This is a genomic window from Bradyrhizobium sp. 23, assembly GCF_023073295.1.
GTDB classification, from domain to species: Bacteria; Pseudomonadota; Alphaproteobacteria; order Rhizobiales; family Xanthobacteraceae; genus Bradyrhizobium; species Bradyrhizobium canariense_D.
In genome coordinates this window covers 315,250-332,882 of sequence record NZ_JADPJF010000148.1, presented here as the reverse complement: position 1 = coordinate 332,882, position 17,633 = coordinate 315,250, and the positions used below count along the sequence as shown (strand labels likewise).

The 17,633-nt window shown below is 64.0% G+C and carries 15 protein-coding genes; 5 read left to right on the top strand and 10 right to left on the bottom strand.

Annotated elements, in window-relative coordinates; translation table 11 throughout:
* Positions 1-23: 23 nt before the first annotated feature.
* Positions 24-1,406 (bottom strand): ethanolamine ammonia-lyase subunit EutB, encoded by a 1,383-nt coding sequence (locus IVB32_RS34890; RefSeq protein ID WP_247300201.1) that lies wholly within the window; start codon positions 1,404-1,406, stop codon positions 24-26.
* A 220-nt stretch (positions 1,407-1,626) separates the two neighbouring features.
* Here IVB32_RS34890 and IVB32_RS34885 point away from each other — a divergent pair, with 220 nt between their 5' ends.
* The 3 genes from IVB32_RS34885 to IVB32_RS34875 all read left to right on the top strand — a co-directional run bounded on the left by IVB32_RS34885 (position 1,627) and on the right by IVB32_RS34875 (position 6,175).
* Positions 1,627-3,366, top strand: a complete 1,740-nt coding sequence (locus IVB32_RS34885; protein ID WP_247412868.1) for a HAMP domain-containing methyl-accepting chemotaxis protein — start codon at positions 1,627-1,629, stop codon at positions 3,364-3,366.
* Between the two features lie 420 nt (positions 3,367-3,786).
* A complete protein-coding gene (locus IVB32_RS34880; protein ID WP_018456931.1) occupies positions 3,787-4,101 on the top strand; it encodes a hypothetical protein in 315 nt (104 codons plus the stop codon).
* Positions 4,102-4,270: 169 nt separating this feature from the next.
* Positions 4,271-6,175, top strand: a complete 1,905-nt coding sequence (locus IVB32_RS34875; RefSeq protein ID WP_247300316.1) for an AI-2E family transporter — start codon at positions 4,271-4,273, stop codon at positions 6,173-6,175.
* 110 nt (positions 6,176-6,285) lie between these two features.
* On the opposite strand, the gene IVB32_RS34870 is transcribed toward IVB32_RS34875, so the two are convergent.
* Entirely contained in the window at positions 6,286-6,777 is a 492-nt protein-coding gene (locus IVB32_RS34870; protein ID WP_026233268.1) for a septal ring lytic transglycosylase RlpA family protein, read from the bottom strand.
* Positions 6,778-6,965: 188 nt separating this feature from the next.
* On the opposite strand from IVB32_RS34870, the gene IVB32_RS34865 reads away from it, so the two are divergent.
* Both IVB32_RS34865 and IVB32_RS34860 read left to right on the top strand, forming a co-directional pair.
* A complete protein-coding gene (locus tag IVB32_RS34865; protein WP_247404513.1) occupies positions 6,966-7,310 on the top strand; it encodes a hypothetical protein in 345 nt (114 codons plus the stop codon).
* A gap of 96 nt (positions 7,311-7,406) precedes the next feature.
* Positions 7,407-8,744: an epoxide hydrolase gene (locus IVB32_RS34860; RefSeq protein WP_247367004.1), complete on the top strand. Its 1,338-nt coding sequence runs from the start codon at positions 7,407-7,409 to the stop codon at positions 8,742-8,744.
* An 87-nt stretch (positions 8,745-8,831) separates the two neighbouring features.
* On the opposite strand, the gene IVB32_RS34855 is transcribed toward IVB32_RS34860, so the two are convergent.
* From IVB32_RS34855 to IVB32_RS34820, 8 genes are all read right to left on the bottom strand, one after another.
* The gene (locus tag IVB32_RS34855) at positions 8,832-10,061 is read right to left on the bottom strand and encodes an acyl-CoA dehydrogenase family protein (protein ID WP_018456937.1); all 1,230 of its coding nucleotides are present in this window, start codon (positions 10,059-10,061) and stop codon (positions 8,832-8,834) included.
* Between the two features lie 194 nt (positions 10,062-10,255).
* Positions 10,256-11,464: an ABC transporter substrate-binding protein gene (locus IVB32_RS34850; RefSeq protein WP_018456938.1), complete on the bottom strand. Its 1,209-nt coding sequence runs from the start codon at positions 11,462-11,464 to the stop codon at positions 10,256-10,258.
* Positions 11,465-11,642: 178 nt separating this feature from the next.
* A complete protein-coding gene (locus IVB32_RS34845; protein ID WP_018456939.1) occupies positions 11,643-13,166 on the bottom strand; it encodes an FAD-dependent oxidoreductase in 1,524 nt (507 codons plus the stop codon).
* Between the two features lie 26 nt (positions 13,167-13,192).
* Positions 13,193-13,819 (bottom strand): GTP cyclohydrolase I FolE, encoded by a 627-nt coding sequence (folE, locus tag IVB32_RS34840; protein ID WP_018456940.1) that lies wholly within the window; start codon positions 13,817-13,819, stop codon positions 13,193-13,195.
* A gap of 135 nt (positions 13,820-13,954) precedes the next feature.
* Positions 13,955-14,845, bottom strand: a complete 891-nt coding sequence (locus IVB32_RS34835) for an alpha/beta hydrolase (protein ID WP_247412865.1) — start codon at positions 14,843-14,845, stop codon at positions 13,955-13,957.
* A 12-nt stretch (positions 14,846-14,857) separates the two neighbouring features.
* Positions 14,858-15,685 (bottom strand): metal-dependent phosphohydrolase, encoded by an 828-nt coding sequence (locus tag IVB32_RS34830; protein WP_026233269.1) that lies wholly within the window; start codon positions 15,683-15,685, stop codon positions 14,858-14,860.
* Positions 15,686-15,895: 210 nt separating this feature from the next.
* The gene (locus IVB32_RS34825; RefSeq protein ID WP_018456943.1) at positions 15,896-16,774 is read right to left on the bottom strand and encodes a transglutaminase family protein; all 879 of its coding nucleotides are present in this window, start codon (positions 16,772-16,774) and stop codon (positions 15,896-15,898) included.
* Positions 16,771-17,633 (bottom strand): alpha-E domain-containing protein (locus tag IVB32_RS34820; protein WP_247412863.1); only part of this gene is annotated, 863 nt, incomplete at its 5' end. The genes IVB32_RS34825 and IVB32_RS34820, both read right to left, overlap by 4 nt.

Genomic DNA, 17,633 nt, shown 5'->3' with positions numbered 1-17,633 from the left:
GGCCACCGGGTGCTTCCGCCACGTCACGCGATCAACCGTGAGGCAAAATCGGGCAGCAGGCCTGCATCGCCGGCAAGACGGAAGTCAGCGCCCGCAATGCCCGACTGCGCCAGCCAGTCGTCGAATTCCGGCGCACGACGCAATCCGAAGACGTCGCGGACATAGAGCGCGTCGTGAAAAGACGTGGATTGATAGTTCAGCATGACGTCATCGGCGCCGGGGACACCCATGATGAAGGTGACGCCGGCCGCCGCAAGCAGCGTCAGCAGATTGTCCATGTCGTCCTGGTCCGCCTCGGCGTGGTTGGTGTAGCAGATGTCGATCCCAAGCGGCAGGCCGAGCAGCTTGCCGCAAAAGTGATCCTCCAGCCCCGCCCGGATGATTTCCTTGCCGTCGTAGAGATATTCCGGGCCGATGAAGCCGACCACGCTGTTGACCAGGAGGGGCGCAAAGGCGCGGGCCACCGCATAGGCGCGGGCCTCGCAGGTCTGCTGGTCGACGCCGTGATGGGCATTGGCCGATAGCGCCGAGCCCTGCCCGGTCTCGAAATACATCACGTTCTGCCCGACCGTGCCGCGCTTCTGCGACAGCCCGGCCTCTTGGGCCTCCTTGAGGAGCGCGAGGTTGACGCCGAAACTGCGGTTGGCGGCCTCGGTGCCGGCGACCGACTGGAACACGAGGTCGACCGGCGCCCCCTGCCCGATCAGCGACAATGTCGTGGTGACATGGGTCAGCACGCATCCTTGGGTCGGGATCTTGAGCCGCGCGATGACCTCGTCGAGCAGCCGCAGCAATTGGCCGATCACGGCCGGGTCGTCGCTCGCCGGGTTGATGCCGATGCAGGCATCGCCGGCGCCGAGCAGGATGCCGTCGAGGATGGAGGCGGTGATGCCCCTGGCGTCGTCGAAGGGATGGTTGGGCTGGAGCCGGGTGCTCATCCGGCCCTTCAGGCCGATGGTGTTGCGGAAAGCGGTGGTGACCTCGCATTTCCGCGCCGCCAGGATCAAATCCTGGTTGCGCATCAGCTTCGAGACCGCGGCGGCCATCTCCGGAGTGATGCCGCCGGCCAGCTTGCGCAAGATTTCGGGCGTCGCGGCGTCCGATAGCAGCCAGTCGCGAAAGGCGCCGACCGTCAGCGAAGCCACCGGCGCGAACGCCTTGGCGTCGTGGCTGTCGATAACGAGGCGGGTGACCTCGTCGGTCTCATAGGGGATGACGGCTTCCTGTAAGAACTGCCCGAGAGGGACGTCGGCCAGCACCATCCGCGCCGCGATCATCTGTTCGGCACTGGCGGCGGCGATCCCGGCCAGCCGGTCGCCGGAGCGCGGCGGCGTCGCCTTGGCGAGCAGATCGCGCAGATCAGGGAATGCGTACGTCGTGGCGTCGATGGTGTGGCGGTAGACCAAGGGTCTCTCCGGGGTTCGTCGGCCAAAGGCCGACTCCAGGGCAATCCCAAGACTATACCTTCAGATCAAGACGCTGAAATATCGACCTTTCTTTCGACCGAGGGCGAAGGAGGCCAAACCCGGCGTTAACGCTGCGTCCATCTTCATTCTGCATAGTTTTGCATCGATTTGTTACGACCGCGCTCTCCGGCCGCTCCCGGCCATTCGGGCCCCTGAAACCATGAAAACCGACCAATCTGGGAATGCCGCCGGCCTCGCCGGCCGCTTCACGCTTGCCAACAAGCTCTACGCGATCTTCGCGCTGTTCGCGCTGCTCACGGCCGCGATCGCGATGCTGTCCGACTACAACAGCCGCCGCGGTGCCGAGCTGACCACCGCGATCGAGACCGCGAACGCCGCCGCGCTGAACGTTGAGCGGGTCAACTCGCTGGTCTATGCGGTCGTGATGGAATCGCGCGGCGTCTACATGTCGACCGAACCGGCCGTGGTGAAGAAATACGGCGAGGGCCTGCTCAAGTTCAACGCCCAGATCCTCGACGTCGTGAAGCGCTGGGAGACCATCGTCAAGGCTGACGATGCCGAGCAGTTCGCCACCTTCAAGAAGCGCATCGAGCAGTTCGTCGAGTTTCGCAAGGAGCTGGTGCGCCGCGGCGTCGAGATCAATGCGGCCGCGGGCCGCGAATGGGGCGACAACGACGCCAACCGCGCCGTGCGCTCGGCGCTGAACAAGGATCTCGAGGCGCTGTCCAAAGTCTATTCCGAGCGCGCGAGGCAAATCGCGCACGAGACCGAGACCAATCGCATCCTGTCCTTCGTCCTGACCTGCCTCGCCGGCGTGGCGCTCGCCCTCGTCGTGATCGGCATCGTCATCATCGCCCGCTCGATCGCACGCCCGCTCTCCGCCATCACCGCGACCATCAAGCAGGTCGCTGACGGCGCCGAGAACGTCGTGGTGCCCCACTCTGACCGCGCCGACGAGATCGGCGCACTGGCGCGCGCGATCCAGATCTTCCAGGACGCGATGGGGCGCAACCGCAACCTCGCCTCGCAGGTCTCGCAGGACTCCGCCGCGCGCGAGGAGCGCGCCCGCCACATCGAGCAATCCGTCGACGCGTTTCGCGAGGCGATCGGCGCGATCATGCGCGGCCTCAGCGACAACGCCTCCGTCATGCGCGAGACGGCGCAGACCATCACCCGCGTCACCGCGGACGCGAGCAGTCGCGCCGGCACGGCGGCGAACGCCACCGAACAGGCATCGCACAACGTCACGGCGGTGGCAGGCGCGGCCGAGGAGCTGTCTGCGTCGGTGGTGGAGATCGGCCGGCAGGTGCGGCAATCCGCCAGCGCGGTCGAGCAGACCGGGCAGCGCACCGAGAAATCGATTGCCGAGATCGAGAGCCTGGCGGCCGCCACGCAACGCATCGACGGCGTGCTCAGCCTGATCCAGGCGATCGCCGAGCAGACCAATCTGCTCGCGCTCAATGCCACCATCGAAGCGGCGCGCGCGGGCGATGCTGGCCACGGCTTTGCCGTCGTCGCACACGAAGTGAAGGCGCTCGCGGGGCAGACCGCGAAAGCGACCGCCGACATCAGCGAAAACGTCTCGATGATCCAGTCCTCCACCCGCAACGCGGTCGACGCCGTCCGCGAGATCGGCGGCGCGGTGCGCGAGATCAACGACGTCACCTCGGCGATCGCCGGCGCCATCGGCCAGCAGGACGCCGCCACGCGCGAGATCTCGTCCAACGCGCAATCGGCTGCCCAAGGCAACGAGACCCTCGTCGCCAACATCAGCTCGCTCCGCGACGCCATCGGCGAGACCGATACTGCGGCCTCCTCGGTGCTGAGGGCTGCGAGCAGCGTGACCGAGACGGCGGAGACGCTGTCGTGCGAGGTGGAGAAGTTCTTCCAGAACCTGCGCTCGGGCGCGGCGGACGGCCGCATCGCCAAGGCCGGGTAGCCGCACGTCCATCGCCAACAGAGCCGGCGGTGGGGTCGCTCCATCAAAAACGCGAAAACAACCCCATGCACAGTAGCCGGGGACAGCGCGTTTCAATGGCTTGGCCACCGCCCCGATCCTCTGCGGATTTGACGAATCTACTTGCTCCGTCGGGCAAAACAGGAGCATGATGTCAATGTTGGAGCTTTCCGCGCTGGGCCGGCAGGATCTCGAAGCCGATCTTCACAGAGACCGCGCGATGCCTCTCTCCGCAATCCCATCTTCCAGGTCATGATCGCCAATCATGGCGAGTTCACCTGTCTTTCGGGCAGGGAATGCCTGCGAACAGAATGGCGGCAGCTGACGATATCTGTTCAGCCATGGAACCATTGGGTTCCCAGTCTATTGCCTCACTGACACATCACATTTGGGAGAAACACGATGAAATTTTTCACAGCCGCTCTGGCGGCCGCAGCAAGTACCCTTCTCGTGACCGCCGCTGCTGCAGCCCCGCTGTCTCCCACCCTGTCTGTCGCTCCGGACAGCAACATTCAGAACGTGCGCATGGTCTGCAACGAAGACGGTCGTTGCTGGCGTGAGCGCGGCGAACGCCGTGTCATCATCCGCGAAGGGCGCGATTCCTACGGATATGCGCCTCGCGAGCGCTACATCGAGCGGCGCGGCTATGAAGAGCGCAGCGGCATCGGCTTCCGCGCTCCCGGCGTGAGCGTCGGGATCGGCACCGACCGCTACTGAGATACGAATCCTGTGAATGCAAAAGCCGCGGAGCAATCCGCGGCTTTTTTGAACTCACTGGACGTCAACAAACTCGCCGCTTTTCCCGGCCTAGCGAGGAGCTGTGATCAGGCAGCCATTCAAAGCACGAACACCGGAAGAATTGATTTCGCTATTGAGCGCCGTGGCGATGGCCATTCTCGCCGCGATCATTGTCATGGTGCTGTATTATGGTCGCGAGATCATCATCCCCATAGCGCTGGCCGTCTTGCTCAGCTTCGTGCTGGCGCCCCTGGTTCGACTGGTTCAGCGTCTGCGCATTCCACGCAGTTTGGCTGTGGTGAGCGTGGTCGTGATCGCCTTCGCATTCATATTTGCGATGGGCAGTCTCCTTGCTACCCAACTCACGCAGCTGGCTGGCGATTTGCCGCGATATCAGTCCACAATAAGCGAGAAGATCCAATCCTTCCGTGAGACCACCGCTGGTCGAGGCACGCTCGAGCGGGCTTCGAGCATGTTGAAGGACCTCAGCAAAGAACTCGACAAGCCCAAGGAGGCCGCGAATTCGTTGGGCACCATAGCAGCTCCGAAAGCGGCCGCGCCGAGGCCCGTTCCTGTGGAAGTGCTTCAGCCCGATCCCGGCGCGCTGGAGAGCTTGCAAACGCTGATTTCACCCTTGCTTCATCCGCTCGCAACGACCGGGATCATCGTCATATTCGTGATCTTCATTTTGCTTCAACGCGAGGATCTTCGTAATCGTCTGATCAGGCTGGCCGGTTCGGATGACCTGCAGCGCACCACGGCTGCCCTTGATGACGCGGCGAGCCGCCTCAGCCGGCTTTTCCTTATCCAGCTTCTCGTGAACGGCAGCTTCGGCATCATCATCGGAACGGGTCTCTGGCTGATCGGCGTTCCAAGCGCGATCCTGTGGGGTATTCTGGCAGCAGTGCTGCGCTTCGTGCCTTACATCGGGGCGGTCATCGCCGCCGCCTTTCCTCTCGCTCTCGCGGTCGCGGTCGATCCAACCTGGACGATGCTGCTTTGGACGATCGCGCTGTTCGTGGTGGTGGAGCCCGTCGTCGGCCATGTGCTGGAGCCGATGGTCTATGGACACAGCACGGGACTGTCGCCGGTGGCCGTTGTGGCTTCTGCGACGTTCTGGACGGCGCTCTGGGGTCCGATCGGCCTCGTTCTGGCGACACCACTCACGGTGTGTCTCGTCGTACTGGGCCGCCATGTCGAGCGGCTGGAGTTCCTGGACGTCATGTTTGGAGACCGACCAGCACTCTCTCCGCCCGAGATATTCTATCAGCGGATGCTCGCCGGCGATCCGACAGAAGCATCGGCAAAAGCCGAGGAGTTCTTGAAGGAGCGATCTCTTAGCTCCTATTACGACGAAGTCGCCCTGCGAGGACTGCAACTGGCTCAAGTGGATGCCGAGCGCGGCGCTCTGGCTCCCGACCGGCTGACCAAAATCAGGGATGCGGTCCAGGAATTTGCCAATAACATTTCGGAGCAGGATGAGCGTCTGCCGCCGAAGGTCGGCCCGACAACAGATGTCGAAGCTACATCTGCCATAGAAGGCGTGGCTGAGGACGCGCCTTATGAGAGTCTGCGGGTTCTGCGCAAGGAGGACTTGCCCGCTGGATGGCAAGGCGAACATCCCGTCCTCTGTGTGGCCGGGCGAAATCCGATCGACGAAGCCGCTGCGATCATGCTGGCTCAACTGACCGGCGCGCATGGCTTGTCGGCCAGAGTCGAGGCAGCGGAAGCGTTGTCGACGGCGAATATCTTCCGGCTGGAGACCGACGGGGTCGCCATTGTCTGCCTCGTCTATATGGATGCAAGCAGCCCTGCCCATATGCGTTACTCGGTGCGACGGCTTCGCCGTAAATTGCCGAAGGCCACAATCATTCTGGGTTGCTGGATGAAGGACATCGAGCCAGCGGCGCTGGAAAGCCTGCGGGAAGGTGCCAAGGCGGATCTGGCTGCTGCAACTCTGGGCGGAGCGCTTAAACTCTGCATAGAGGCGACAGGTGTGGATGGCCTTGGCACAGGAGCCGAAGGCCAGATTTCGAAGATCACGGCCGCTTAGTAGTTTAGACGCGTAGACATGGCTGCTGCGGGCGCGCAGCAAACCGTGATGTCATCATGGCGATGGCGTCGGGACCTTCGGTCGTACTGCGCGACCTTCTGGTGCGACGTTCAGCCAACCGGTCCGGGGGTCCAATCGCCGCCGGCAAGCGGTCGGACTTTTACGTCAGGAATGACCCCGCGCTCCAGGCTCGGATCGAAATGGCGCATCGTCCGCTCATTGAAGTCGATGATGCGGCCAGGCCTTAGCGGTCCCACGTCATTTATCCTGACGATGACCTTCTTGCCGACGGCCTCGACGAGGGCGTATTTCGGCTTCGCGCCAAATTGGACCCCACCGAATTTCTTACGCAAGCTCGTCTTGATGGCAGCCGACCACACCGAGGGATCATAGCGCTCGCCGGAAGCCGTCTTCGGGCCGCCCTCCTCTTTGCCCGGCTTGAACGGATTGTACATGGATGCCGCGCCAACGATCGCTTCCCCGGAAGCGGCATCGTCGACAGCGTTTGAGTGAACCCCACCAGCTTCACATCGCGCTACAGAAACGGAAACGGCAAGCGCAATCATGGCGCCGCAAATTGCGGCGCTCGATCGGAACCCCATTATATCTCCTGTGATTTTCGATTGTTCAGTTCCGATGCCGCAAATCGTTTTGCGGGTCGAGCCAACCCCTGGCTCCGGAACCGTTGGAGGAACCGCAATAGTTCCAGCACCGTGTTTTAGTTGTCGCCGTCTAAGACAGACATTGCGTCAACAGCATGACGACGAGAGCCGCGGCGAAATAGCGCGACATGACTCTCATAGCGCGACCAATCAGGATAATCGGTGCGCTCGCCCGCCTGACCGTGTTTTCATTCTCATCGGCGGGTTTTCGCAGAAGCGATCATCGCAGCGACGGAGGCTGCCACCTGCGTGAGAAGGCTTGCTTGCGCGATGTCACAGAGGGAGTTTGCAATGTCCTCGCGCAGCAAGGCCCGCTGCTGAATGCGTTCATGGACAAGGAGCCGACGCACAGATCCGATCAGCTTGTCTACTCCGTCCTTGTCGGGGGACAAGGGACAGAACTGCTGAACTTGTCTTTCTTCACCTTGCCCCTGCATCAGTCGCAACTGCTCACAGCATCTAACAAGCCTTAACGAGCTATTGACCGGCTTCCGAGCCATGTTGCAGAGCCAGACGAAGGACTGCCCTGCTCCGCAGGCTCCGATCGCCTGAAGCCAGGAGGGTGTCCCATGCCGATGCCATACAATTCCGAGAACACCATCGACAGAAGCGGGCGCGCGCTTTTGAGCACCGTAGCGATTGGAGTTTCAGCGGCGATTTCCGCGAGCGTGTTTCCGCTGCGTGCAGCGGCGGCCGCGGGCGAAAGCACAATTCACCCCTTCCACATTGCCGTGCCGGAGGAGGACCTTGTCGAGCTTCGGCGGCGCGTTTTGGCGACGCGATGGCCTGATCGCGAGACTGTTTCCGATCAGTCCCAAGGTATCCCGCTGGCGAAGCTCCAGCCCCTCGTCAACTATTGGGGGACGGCCTACGACTGGCGCAAGATCGAAGCGAGGATGAATCGACTTCCGCAGTTCGTCACCAACATCGACGGCATCGACATCCACTTCATTCATGTCCGCTCCAAACATCCCAATGCCCTCCCTGTCGTCATAACCCATGGCTGGCCGGGATCGGTTTTCGAGCAGCTCAAGCTGATCGATCCACTCACCGATCCGACGGCCCATGCGGGCCGGGCCGAAGACGCGTTCGACGTCGTGATCCCCTCGATGCCCGGCTATGGCTTCTCCGGCAAGCCGGTCGATACCGGTTGGGGTCCCGACCACACAGCGCGCATCTGGGCGGAACTGATGAAGCGCCTGGGCTACACCCACTATGTCGCGCAGGGCGGCGACTGGGGCTCGCCGGTCTCGAGTGCGATGGCACGGCTGGCGCCGGCAGGCTTGCTCGGCATCCATATCAACTTGCCGGCGATCGTCCCGCCCGATATCGCCGCGATCCTCGCGGCCGGCGGGCCTGCTCCGGCAGACCTCTCCGCCAAGGAACGCGCGGCGTTCGATGCATTCAGTGCGGCCGGCAAGATGGGCAACCGGTCCTACGCGCTGATGATGGGAACGAGGCCGCAAACGATCGGCTATGGCTTGACGGATTCTCCCGCGGGCCTGGCAGCCTGGATGCTCGGACATCCCGGCTTCTCGCATTGGAAGTTCGACGACACCGACTCCGAAAAATCCCGCGACGAGGTGCTGGACGACATCACGCTGTACTGGTTGACGAACAGCGCCACCTCCTTGGCGCGACTTTACTGGGAATATAGCGGGCGCAGTCCCGCCCTTGCAGGTCCGGAGAAGACTGCGGAGATCTCACTGCCGGTGGCCATCACGGTCTTCCCGGGCGAGAGCTATCAAGCCCCGGAGACGTGGGCCCGGCGCGCCTATCGCAACCTGACCTACTTCCACGAGGTCGACAAAGGCGGTCATTTTGCTGCCTGGGAGCAGCCGGCGCTTTTCTCCGCCGAGCTGCGCGCCGCATTCAGGCCCCTTCGGCCCGCACATCTGGTCCAGTGACGGTGGTCAAGGCGCCGCCGGCAAGGTGTTCATGCCGCCTTGCTTTGCGCGGGAAAGAAGAAATGGGGCCGTCAGTGATGGCGTTTGCTAGCCCATCACCCCGCCACGCTTGATCAGCTCCTTCCCCACCGCGGCCAGATGCACCTGATCCGGTCCGTCGCCGATGCGGATGAAGCGGGCGTAGACGTAAGCACGCGCCAGGAACGTGTCCTGCGAGACGCCGGCAGCGCCGTGGATCTGGATGGCGCGGTCGATAACGCGGGCGGCCATGCTGGGCACCACGATCTTGGCGGCCGCAATCAGGTCGCGCGCGATCTTGTTGCCCTCGCGGTCCATCCTGTCGGCGGCTTGCAGCGTCAAGAGCCGCGCCTGCGCGATCTCGCAGAATGAGTGCGCGATGTCCTCACGCACCGAGCCCTGTTCTGCGAGCGGCTTGCCGAAGGCCGTGCGGGAGACCGCGCGCTGACACATCAATTCGAGCGCGCGCTGGGCGCAGCCGATCAGCCGCATACAATGGTGGATACGGCCGGGGCCGAGCCTGCCTTGCGCGATCTCGAAGCCGCGGCCCTCGCCGAGCAGGATGTTCTCCGCGGGCACGCGAACGTTCTCGTAGACGATCTCGGGATGGCCGACCGGCGCGTCGTCATAGCCGTAGGTCAGCATGTCGCGGACGATGCGCACGCCAGGCGTCGCTCTCGGCACCAGGATCATGGATTGCTGGCGGTGGCGATCGGGATCGTCGGGCGCGGTCTTGCCCATCACGATCAGGATCTCGCAATCCTCGTTCATCGCGCCCGAGGTGAACCATTTGCGGCCGTTGATGACGTAGTCGCCGCCGTCGCGCCTGATCTCGCACTGGATGTTGGTGGCATCGCTGGAGGCAACCTGCGGCTCCGTCATCGAGAAGCCGGAGCGGATGCGCCCTTCCAGCAGTGGCTTCAGCCAGCGCTCCTGCTGCGCCGGCGTACCGTAATTGGCCAGCACCTCCATGTTGCCGACGTCGGGCGCCGAGCAATTGAACACCTCCGGCGCCCAGAGGATGCGGCCCATGATCTCCTTCACCGGCGCGTATTCGAGATTGGTCAAGCCAGTGTTGTTGGGATCCTGGCCGTGCTCGCCGGAGAGGAACAGGTTCCAAAGCCCCTGCTCGCGCGCCAGCCGCTTCAGGTCCTGAAGGATCTGCGGCGTCCTGTAGCGTGTCGCTTCCGGCTTCACCTGCTCGTAGTAGAGCTCCTCGACCGGCTCGACATGCGTCCGCATGAACCGGCGGACCCGCTCCTGCAGCTCCAGCGAACGTTCGGAGTGTTGAAAATCCATGGGGTCCTCCTGTTCCCTTCTCCCCTTGTGGCAGAAGGTGGCGCGAAGCGCCGGATGAGGGGTTGTATCCGCGAGTTCAAATGTAGAGACGACTCGCGGAGAGATACCCCTCACCCGGCTCGCCGCTTCGCGGCGATCCACCCTCTCCCGCAAGGGGAGAGGGTGCACTGTCTATGCTGCCGCTCGCGTGCCCCTCACGTGCCGCGCAGCAGCTCGCTGGCGACGATCCAGTCGTTGCCATTGAACTGGAGCATATAGCCGTCCTTGATCGGGCGGAAATCCTGCGGCGTGGTGTTGAGGGTGATGCCGGGCATCAGTAGCGATAGCGGCACGTTCTTCAAATTGGCCGCCTGCGCCATGATGTTCTCGCGCGTCAGATTGTCCTTGCACTGCTTCAGCAAGACCACCAATGCCTCGGCGACGGTGTAGCCGTAGAGACCCGCGACGTTGTTGACGTCGGCATTGGGCAGGCGCTTCTTCATGAAATCGATATAGGCCGTCATCGCCGGATCGTCCTTCGGCGCCTCGACGAACGGCTTGAGCGAGCCGAGCGAGAGCACGCCCTTGCCGGCATCGAGGCCGGCCGGGACCATCACGGTCGCCTTGTTGGCACAGCCCGAGGCGAGGAAGCGCGTCGCCTGCCAGCCGACCTCATGCGCTTTCCGAATCGCCTGGGCGCAGGCGCGCGGCGTCACCGAATAGATCATGAACACGTCGGCCTTGGTGTTGGCGAGCGTCAGCACCTGGGAATCGACGGTGGGGTCGGCGACCTCGAAGCTCGACGCCATCGCGATCGCCTTGTCGGCGTCGGCACCAAGCGCTTCCTTGACGCCGCGCAGATATTCCTTGCCGGCGTCGTCGTTCTGATAGAGCACCGCGAAGCGCGCATTCGGGTTCTTGGCGCGGGCATAGGCGACGTCGATCGCGGCCTCGCTGGTGTAGTTCGGTGCCCATGGCAGCGCCATCGACCAGGGCATGTTGGCGGGATCGTTCCACTTCGAGGCCGAGCTGATCAGAAACAGCTGCGGCACCTTGTTGCTGTTGAGATATTTCGCGATCGCCGAGCTTGGCGCCGTGCCCATGGTCGCGAAGATGAAGGCGACGCCGTCACCCTCGACCAGCCGCCGCGCCGCTTCCATGGTCTTCGGCGGCGAGAAGGCGTCGTCGAGCGACAGGAGATTGAGCTTGCGGCCGTTGATCCCGCCCTTCTCATTGACCTCGTCGAAATAGGCCGAGATCACCCTGCCGGTGATACCGAGGGGCGAAGCGGGGCCGCTATAGGGCATGGTGTTGCCGATCTTGATCTCGGTGTCGCTGATGCCGGGACCGTAGGATTTCTGCGCGGAGACAGGCGTGGACAGGCAGGCAGCCAAGGCTGCAGCCAGGACCAAAGCGGCTTTCATGGTTTCTCCCCGGTGATGATCGCCGCGCGACTCGGAAGGCGCGCGGCGTGCTGCTTCTTGCCAGCACGTCAGATCAGCGGAGTTCCGCAAGGCGGTCTTGCGTCGAGTTGCTGATCAGCCGGTGCACAGCCGCCCTCGCGGGCAGCACCATTGACGCAAATCGAGACGGATGCGCGCCTCAGCCGCGTGTCCGCTCCATCTCCAACTCGGCCTTGAGATTGTCGAGATCGCGATAAATTGAAGCAATCGCAAGAACGCGGCCGCCCTTGCGATACTTCAGCAGGCAGTCCTTGCCACAAATGCTGCCGTCGATCGCGATGTCGTCGAAGCTCTCGGCGTGGCCGACATAGTTGATCGGCACGTCATAGTGCTGCGACCAGAAGAACGGCACGGCCTCGAAGCGCTCGCGCTTGCCGAGCATGTTGCGCGCCGCGGTCTGGCCCTGCCGCTCCGCCACCACCCAGTGCTCGACGCGGATGGTTTGCCGCGAATGCGGATCGGGCCAGCGCGCGATGTCGCCGGCGGCGAAGATGCCGGATACGCTGGTCTCCAGATATTCGCTCACGCTGACGCCCCGATCGGCCGCAAGCCCCGCCTGCTCGGCAAGCGCAAGGCGCGGCTTGACGCCGATCCCGACCACGACCAGGTCGGCCTCGATCACGCCGCCGCTCTTCAACGTGGCGCGCGTGCCGTCCAGCTTTTCCACGGTGTCCTCGAGATGGAAGTTGACGCCGTTCTCCTCATGCAGCGCGCGCACGAAGTCGCCCATCTCGGGACCGAGCACCTTCTGCATCGGCCGTTCGTCCGGCGCGACCACGTGGAGCTCGATCTTGCGTGCCCGCAAGGAGGCCGCAACTTCGAGGCCGATGAAGCTGGCGCCGATCACCAGTGCACGCCTGGCGGTGCCGGCCGCCTTGATGATGGCGCGGCTGTCGGCGACGGAGCGCAGGGTGTAGACATGAGGCTGGTCGGCACCCGGAATCTGCAATCGGACCGGCTCGGCGCCTGTCGCGAGTAGCAGCCGGTCGAACGGCAGCCTGTCGCCGTTGCCCAGCGTCACGCTGCGCGTCTTCGCCTCGATCGCGGCAACATTCGTGTTGAGCCTGAGATCGATGCCGGCGTCCCGATAATAGTCCTGGCCCCGCAGCGGCAGCCAATCCTCCGGCGCGTTGCCCGCGAGGTAATCCTTGGAAAGATTGGGCCGGTCGACCGGCATCGCGCTGTCATTGCTGAGCATGGTGATGGCGCCGGCAAAGCCCTCGCGACGGAGCGTCTCCGCCGCCGCGAAACCCGCCGCGCCGCCACCGATGATGACGAATTTTTCCGGCGTTGGCGCCGTCCGGTGACGCGCCGGAGGCTTCGGCATCTCGCGCTTGCGCTGAACGATGATCTTGTCCTGATCGCGCGAGACCTCCCACAACGCCAGCGCATTCAGCGCCGGCGGACGGGTCGCCTCGCCTGACCGCAAGGAGAAGCAGGCGTGATGCCAGGGACAGCGGATGGTGTCGCCAACCACCAGTCCTTCTGCGAGCGGACCGTGATAGTGGCTGCAGGCCGGCTCGATCGCAAAGATCTCGCTGCCGGCCTGCACCAGCAGGACGTCTTCCTCGCCGACATGGCCGAGCAATTTGCCGTCCTTGAATTCGGCGAGCGTCACGCCTCGGCTCAGGTCGGGCCCGCTTGGCTTCTTGTCTTCGGTCATCCGTTGCCTCCTTGAGCCGTCGCGGATCAATCGTCCGAATTGGCCAGCCCCAGCAGCTCCTGGCGTGTCAGCGCATTGTCGCGGAACACGCCGAGCATGCGGCTGGTGACGAGATCTGTCCCGGGCTTATGTGCGCCACGCGTGGTCATGCAGTGATGCGTCGCCTTGATGATGACCCCGACGCCTTCGGGCCTCAGCACATCGTTGATCGTGTTGGCGATCTGCGCGGTCATCTTCTCCTGGATCTGAAGCCGCTTGGCGTAGATGTCGACGAGACGCGCGAGCTTGGAGATGCCGACGACGCGCCCTTGCGGGATATAAGCGACCCAGGCGCGGCCGACGATCGGTGCCATGTGGTGCTCGCAATGGCTTTCGAAGCGAACGCCGCGCAGGACGATCATCTCGTCATAGCCTTCGATCTCCTCAAAGGTCTTTTGCAGGATTTCGGTCGGATCCTGCGCATAGCCGGAGAAATACTCCTCGAAGGCGCGCGCGACCCGGTCCGGCGTATCGCGCAGACCGTCGCGCGCGGGATCGTCGCCGGCCCAGCGGATCATGGTCCGGATCGCCTGCTCGACCTCCGCCCTCTCAGGCCGCTCGCTCGGCGCCTGCGCGACCGCGACACGTTCCAGCCTGCGCGTTTGCGTCTTCATCGAAAACTCCCCTGCAACGAACCGCATACAGAAGGCGGCCCACAGCTTGGACGGCTGCGATCGGAAAAGGTTCCCGGAATCAGGAAAAATTGGAAGCTGTGAGAGCGGCAAGACAGTGGGACGAGAAACCCGGCTCTACGAGGCCGCTTTCCGCACATCGAGCACGGCCTGGGCCCATTCGGCCGGCCGCTCCTGCGGTAAATTGTGGCCGGCCCCTGTAAAGACGCGCCGCTCGAAAAAGCCCACGAATTTGCCTGCGTGGTGAGCGGTGCCGGAATTGACGCCGTCGCTGTCACCGTCGATCGCGATGGTCGGTACCCGAACCGGGGGCAGGGCGGCGAGCTTCGCCTCGATCGCGGCATAGGCGGGATCGCCCGCGACCAGCGCGTAACGATGTCGATAGGAGTGGATCACGACATCGACGAAATCGGGATTGTCGAACGAGATGGCGCTGGTCTCAAACGTCGCGTCGTCGAAGGCCCATGTCGGCGACCACATCGACCAGAGCTGGCGCGCAAAACCGCGCCGGTTGCGCTCCAGCGCACGGCGGCCGCGTTCGTTGTGGAAGAGATATTGATACCAGAGTGCCGCCTCCTCCGGTGGCGAAGCCGGCTCCATCGAGCGCGCGATGTTCTGGATGTTGTAGGAATTGCCCGAGACGAGCGCGATCACGCGCTCCGGATGCAGCACCGAGACCACGCAGGCTGCGCGCCCGCCCCAGTCGTAACCGCCGACGACCGCGCGCGCAATTCCAAGCGCATCCATGAAGGCCAGCAGATCGGCGCCCAGCGCCGCCTGCTCGCCGGAGCGCAACGTCGCAGCGGAGCGGAATCGCGTCGGCCCGTAGCCGCGCAGCCAGGGCATCAGCACCCGCGCGCCTGCTTGCGCCATGATCGGCGCAGTCTCGGCATAGGCGCTCACGTCGTAGGGAAAGCCATGACCCATGATGCAGGGCCAGCCGTCCGGCGCGCCGTATTCGCGATAGGCGATGTCGAGGATATCGGTGGTGACCGTTTTTTGTTGCATTAGAAAGCGGAGCTATTTTTGCGGCCCGGATAACGTGATGTCACGTTCGGCGCGGAACACGTTGCTGTAGAGGTTGGCGATCCACTGCCGACCGATCTCGGTCTTGTTGAGGTAACCGATCTCGGTCTGGATGTGCGGCGCGACGCTATTCCAATAGAACTGCGGATAGCGGTTCACGATGTCGGCCGGCGAATCGTAGCCGAGCTGGCGGTTGATGCCGACTTCCTCGAACTCGTAGTAGAGCGCATTGGCCTTGCGCAGATAATTGGGGTCGCCGAGCTGGCCGATGAAGTCGGCCGCGCGCAGGATCGAGGCCTCGTCGTCATAGTCCTGGCCTTCCCGGGCCGGAAACCGGGTGCCCTCGATGGCGCGGGCGATGCGCTCCGGATCGAGCCCCGGAATGTGTCGCAGCCGCCGCGAGACATAAAGCTTGGAACGGTCGACATGATACATCATCAGGCTTGCATCCGAGGCGCCGCGCGGCAGTGACACTTTGGTGCCGGCTGCATCGATGACGAAGCCATCGGTGTCATCCTCCTCGAACAGGCCGCGCACATAGCCGATGTCATGGGCCAGGCAGGCGATCAGGACATGGACATAGTCTTCCGCCGACAGATGGGCGTGAAGATATCGGCCGCTGAGGATGGAGTGACCCGCCAGCGTCACCAGCATCGTATGCTCGATATTGTGATAAAGCGCGTCGCTATTGCCGATGCATTCCATCGCCGTGCGGGTTGCGCTCTCGACGATGCGCGCAGAGGGCTCGTCGAACCGACGACGCATGAACGAGCCCAGCAATTTTTCAAGGGAGTCCGCCGCCAGTTTCGGTAACGTCATCATGGATGCAGCCCCGTCTGTCGGTGGTTTTCCACGCCAATTCCCGACATCTCATTCTCGTCCTCGACGCAGGCGCCAGCATAGCCCATCTTGGCCGACTGGCCAAACCCGGGGGCGCAAACTCGGAAATATGTTGCGGTTTGTGCCCCGCGATATCGCGGTTGCGTGCGGACCCGCCACACCCGGGATGGGTGTCGCGGGCAGGACCCGCAATCATTCCACCAACAGCACGTCGACGGCGACGTCGAGCTTCTGCTTCGGCGAGCCGACGATGATGCCGTCGACCGGCGAAACGTCGGAGAAGTCGCGGCCGACTGCGAGCACGATATGGTCGCCAGCAACCATAAGATCGTTGGTCGGGTCGAAATCGACCCAGCCAAGCTCGTCCCCGCACCACAGCGACACCCAGGCATGGGTGGCGTCGGCGCCCTGCAGGCGCGGCTGGCCCGCCGGCGGAATGGTGCGCAAATATCCGCTGACATAGGCCGCGGGCAGGCCCAGCCCGCGCAAGCCCGCGATCATCACATGGGCAAAATCCTGACAGACGCCATGGCGCTTGACGAAGACCTCGTTGAGCGGCGTCGAGATCACCGTCGCCTTGGGGTCGTAGCGAAATTCGGTGCGGATGCGACGCATCAGATCGACCGCCCCGGCAAGGATGCCCGCGCCGGGCGCAAAGCTTTCCGCCGCATAGGCGCTGACCGGTCCCAGCACCGGCACTAGCGGGCTCGCAAAGACATAGCCGACCGGCGAGGACGGCCCGAGGCTCGTCGCCTCGAAGGCGATGTCGCGAATGTTCTCCCAGGCCGGGCTGACAGCGGCGCGCGCCGGCGGCTGGCGCGACACCTTCACGCGAGAGCGGGAATCGATGCGCAGGGTGCGATGCGCGGCCTCGATCACGACACTCTCGGTCAGGGTGCCGAAGAAATCGCGCCGGACGCTACGCTCTGCGGGGCGCGGACGGATCTCGACCTTATGCGAAATCAGCTCCTGGCCATGGCCGCTCCTCGGCTCCAGCCGCAGCGTGCAGCGCGCGAAGCTGACCGGGCTCTCGTATTCGTAGGTGGTGACGTGACGGATATCGTAGATCACGCCAGCCCCGTCAGCTTTTCCGGCCGGCTCGCATTGGGACCGTGCGGGAAGTAGTGCTGCCCGACCGCCTCGGCGAGGCTGAGCAGATCCTGCTCCAGGGCGAACAGCGTCTTGACCTCGAGCTTCTCGGCCTGCGCGGTCGCGAGCATCGCCTGCAGCGCGACCGCAAGCCGCTGCGGCTTCTCGATCAGGCCGTGCTCCTTCAGGCTCGGCAGTGCGGCGATGTGTTCGTTCAGCGTCGTCACCTGGAACGCCACGGAACGCGGATTGTAATTGTCGAGCACGGCGAGGTCTCGCACCGGCGCCAGGATCGGCGCCAGCAGATAGCGCGAGCGGTAGGTGATTTGGCAATCCACCAGCGTCAGCAGGATATCGAGATCCTCGTCGCCGGCCTCGTCATAGGCAAACTGCCGGGCAAAGCGCGTGGTGTTGATGGCGCGCTCGGTGCGCCGACCGATATCGAGGAAGCGCCAGCCGGCGGCGCGGTTCATGTTCTCATGCGCAAGGCCGGCAAAGCTCGCGAGCTCCTGCAAGGTCAACTCGGCCGCGCTCAGCACGCTGTCGTCGTCCTCGACCTCGACGGCCAGCCGCTCGACCATCTCGGTGATGACTTGCCAGGCATCGGGCGACAGCCGCTCGCGCAAGGAGGTCGCCGTGCGCTGGGCCGCGCGGACCAGCGACAGTGCCGAGCCGAAACGCTCCGGGCTCTGCAGCGCTTCGGCAACGATGCGGCCGGGCGCCGCGCGCGAGGTCTGCGAGATCGCGCCCCAGGTCACCAGCAGGCGCTGGATACGCTCCGCCGATTGCAGCGAGGCCGCGGTGCCCTTGTTGGGCCCGCTCGGCGAGCCCAGCGCCCGCA